Origin of the sequence: Synechococcus sp. H60.1, from assembly GCF_047462335.1 — a bacterium.
In the GTDB taxonomy this organism is placed as follows: Bacteria; Cyanobacteriota; Cyanobacteriia; order Thermostichales; family Thermostichaceae; genus Thermostichus.
Map to the genome: position 1 here is coordinate 1 of NZ_JANSJA010000053.1, position 2,881 is coordinate 2,881.

Consider the following 2,881-nt stretch of genomic DNA (forward strand, 5'->3'; position numbering starts at 1 on the left):
AAGGGGCTGCAATGAGCTGAAGATCAGAAAGAGCCAGAACAGGCTGCCCCAGTCCACCTTCCCACCTCCTCCCTTGCGTGGGATCCGCTTGCCTCAGCATTACAGCATCAAGCATAGCGAGCCTCGGTCCTGCCTCTGATGAACCTTAGGGGTCAACCTCAGAGGGGGCAAACCAGCGATCCAGAGTCTGTAGCAGATCGGGAACCGAGGTCTGCGCGATCCAAGCCTGGATGTAGGCCCGTTGCTCCGCCAAGTTCTCAAGGCGGCCCAGCTTTTGCATGGCCGCGAGGCGGCTCTCTGCCTCGGCGCGATTGGTCTGCAGATCCAGCCGTTGATCGGGGGTGAGGGGATACTCTGTCTGGGCCAACAGGTGATCGGCCACCATCAGGAACACCAGAGGCCCCGCCAGCTCCACCTGAGGCTCGGTTTCCCCCTCAACCTCGGTGGCGCCCAGAGCCCCCCAATCCTCGAGATCTTGAGCCAGATCCTGGCCCAGTTGCAGCAGCTCCTCCGTCGAGACAGCCTGCAGCGCCCTCTCGGCAACAGCCCGCAGCGGCTCTAGGGAAACCCCATGGCTGGTGGCTAGTTCGGCCAGGGCCTGTTCCCACTGGGCTCGTTGCGCCTGCAGCACCGCTTGTTCTGCAGGGGAAAAATCCAGCCGCTCCAGCAGCACCTGCAGTGTCACCGCTCCCAGCAGCAGCGGCGGAAAGCGCAACAGAGTAGAGGCGGATCCTGCCTGGTTCAGGAAAGCCTCCAAATCGGGGCCGGATCCCGCGTCCAACAAATCCTGCAGGTAGGCCAGCACCTGCGGCAGCGAGGTCAACCTCAGAATCCCTCGCACCTGCGCCCGCAACTCTGCCGGGATCCCAAGGGACTGCAACTGAGCTTCAGCTCGCCCCCGCGCTTCCGCGATCACCTCCGGCAAATCCGCCGTCGCCTGACCAGCCTGTAACAGGGCCTGGCTGGAGTCCTGCAGCAAGCTGGCCGCCTCCACAAACAGCAGCAACTGAGGGATCCGCAGCGTCGGCAAGACCATCTCAATCGGCCTCTTCGCCAAGCTGGGGATCAGCAAGGGATGGCGTTGTTGCAAACTCGGCTGAGGCCCCCTCAGGAGCGGGCTTGTGCCAGTGGAGGCCAATCAGCGCGTCGTAGACAAAGCTCCAAAACTCGCCCTTCTGCCAAATGCCCAGCGTCTGGTGGCAGTTGCGCGCATCCAACTCCGGCTTAGCCACCCAGTAGGCCGCCTGATACTTGTACCAAGGAACCGAGGGCCAGAGGTGGTGGATCAGGTGATAGTTTTGCCCCAGCAGCAGAATATTGGTCAGCCAGCCGGGGTAAACCCTGGCGTTGTACCACCGCTCCTGAGACTGAAAAGGGCGATGGGGTAGATAGTCGAAAAACAAGCCCAACAGGAAGCCCATGATAAAAGCAGGGGGCAGCCAGTAGTTCATGATGTAGTCGGTGTAGCCAAAGTGAATGGCCAGCGCAAACGTTAGGATCACCACCAGCCGACTTAGGCCCCATTCCAACAGATCCCAGCGGCCCTTGCGCCAGAGCTGCCGCTTAAAGAAAAACACCTCATGGTAGAAAAAGCGCGGTGCGATCAGCCACAGCGGCCCGCCCGTGGACACATAGTGATCGGGATCGTCTTCGGGATGGTTGACGTGGGCGTGGTGTTGCATGTGAACCCGCTTAAAGACAGGATAGACAAAGCCCTGCAACAAGGCAGAGCCGTGACCCAGCGCCTCGTTCAAAAAGCGGCTGCGGTGGGCAGAGCCGTGAGAGGCATCGTGGATCACCGTGCCCAAAACATAGAGGGCGACAAAGTTGAGCCAAAACACCAGCCACCTGGGCCAATGCCAAAAGGCGTACCCGCCAAAGCAAGAGGCCGAAAGCGCCACTGCTGCCAAAAACATCAGCAGGGTGGGATTCCAAAATTCTGGCGGCGGCCCCAACAGCTCGCGGGGTAACGTGAAAGGCTTGGGATCCGGTTGCGAAGTCGCAGCAGCAGTCATCGGCAGCCATCCTTGGGTGTGCACAGCGCAGACGGTGAGGATGGATCAAGGCAACAGAGCCAGTTCATCACCTCGAAAAGCAGGGGAAGAGATCGATTTGTTAACTTTCGTTAGTATACGGCAGAGAGACGCCCCCCTCGTTGAACCCGGCCGGATTTTTCTTGCCAACTCCAGTCCATCCAGGCCGGTTGCGACAGACAGGGATCCCGGCGAAGAGTAAACGGGCCCTGAAGCCAGAAAGACTACAGTGTGAGGTTTTGTTGCGGCCTCTGTTGCAATTCATGTGGGGATCCCCTTGGGAGTTGCGGAATGGGGGTAATCTAGGGTGCGGTTAACCCAAGCTGAGGAGGAAAACCATGCTGCCCGTTGTTGCGCCATTGGCCATGACTGCCCAAACCAGCCCTTGGTCTCCCCTGAGCGCGGTGATTATCCTGCTCTGCACAGGGCTGGCCTACTTAAGCTTCAAGTCCTCTTCGGGTGTGGCTTCAGAAACAGGGCCTGTGTTGGGGATGAGCTGGCCGGAAGTGTTGGGAGTTGCCAGCTTCGGCCATCTGCTGGGCGTGGGAGTGATCCTGGGCCTCTCCAATATGGGGGTTCTCTAAAGCATTTTCCGTTTACATTTCTTGACCTTAGCGAGAATCTCCGCCCGGCAATGTTAAACTCTCTATCAATCCTGAAAAGAGCAGTTTTTCTAACTTCACTTCCTTCCCCCCGAGGTTTGTTGCTATGTCTGCAATGATGCTCCTGGCTGCTTTGCCAGAAGGCTATGAGCTGTTCGATCCCCTGATCGACATTCTGCCCATCATCCCTGTTTTGTTCTTTTTGCTGGCTTTTGTCTGGCAGGCGGCAGTGGGCTTCAAGTGAAG

4 protein-coding genes are annotated in these 2,881 nt (G+C 58.7%); 2 read left to right on the top strand and 2 right to left on the bottom strand.

The window, feature by feature from the left end:
- Positions 1-145: 145 nt before the first annotated feature.
- Positions 146-1,036 carry a hypothetical protein gene (locus NW852_RS02865; protein ID WP_414372692.1) on the bottom strand — a complete coding sequence of 297 codons (891 nt, stop codon included), beginning with the start codon at positions 1,034-1,036 and terminating at the stop codon, positions 146-148.
- A 1-nt stretch (position 1,037) separates the two neighbouring features.
- Positions 1,038-2,015: a fatty acid desaturase gene (locus tag NW852_RS02870; RefSeq protein WP_414372690.1), complete on the bottom strand. Its 978-nt coding sequence runs from the start codon at positions 2,013-2,015 to the stop codon at positions 1,038-1,040.
- Positions 2,016-2,371: 356 nt separating this feature from the next.
- Here NW852_RS02870 and psaK point away from each other — a divergent pair, with 356 nt between their 5' ends.
- Complete coding sequence (gene psaK, locus NW852_RS02875) at positions 2,372-2,617, top strand: photosystem I reaction center subunit PsaK (protein WP_414378711.1); 246 nt, start codon at positions 2,372-2,374, stop codon at positions 2,615-2,617.
- Between the two features lie 124 nt (positions 2,618-2,741).
- A complete protein-coding gene (locus tag NW852_RS02880; RefSeq protein WP_414372686.1) occupies positions 2,742-2,879 on the top strand; it encodes a photosystem II reaction center protein K in 138 nt (45 codons plus the stop codon).
- The last annotated feature ends 2 nt before the right edge of the window (positions 2,880-2,881 follow it).

Excerpts from the sequence above, each read along its gene's own strand:
- NW852_RS02865 (WP_414372692.1), bottom strand. The coding sequence starts at position 1,036 with ATGGTCTTGCCGACGCTGCGGATCCCTCAGTTGCTGCTGTTTGTGGAG.
- NW852_RS02870 (WP_414372690.1), bottom strand. The coding sequence starts at position 2,015 with ATGACTGCTGCTGCGACTTCGCAACCGGATCCCAAGCCTTTCACGTTA.
- psaK (WP_414378711.1), top strand. The coding sequence starts at position 2,372 with ATGCTGCCCGTTGTTGCGCCATTGGCCATGACTGCCCAAACCAGCCCT.
- NW852_RS02880 (WP_414372686.1), top strand. The coding sequence starts at position 2,742 with ATGTCTGCAATGATGCTCCTGGCTGCTTTGCCAGAAGGCTATGAGCTG.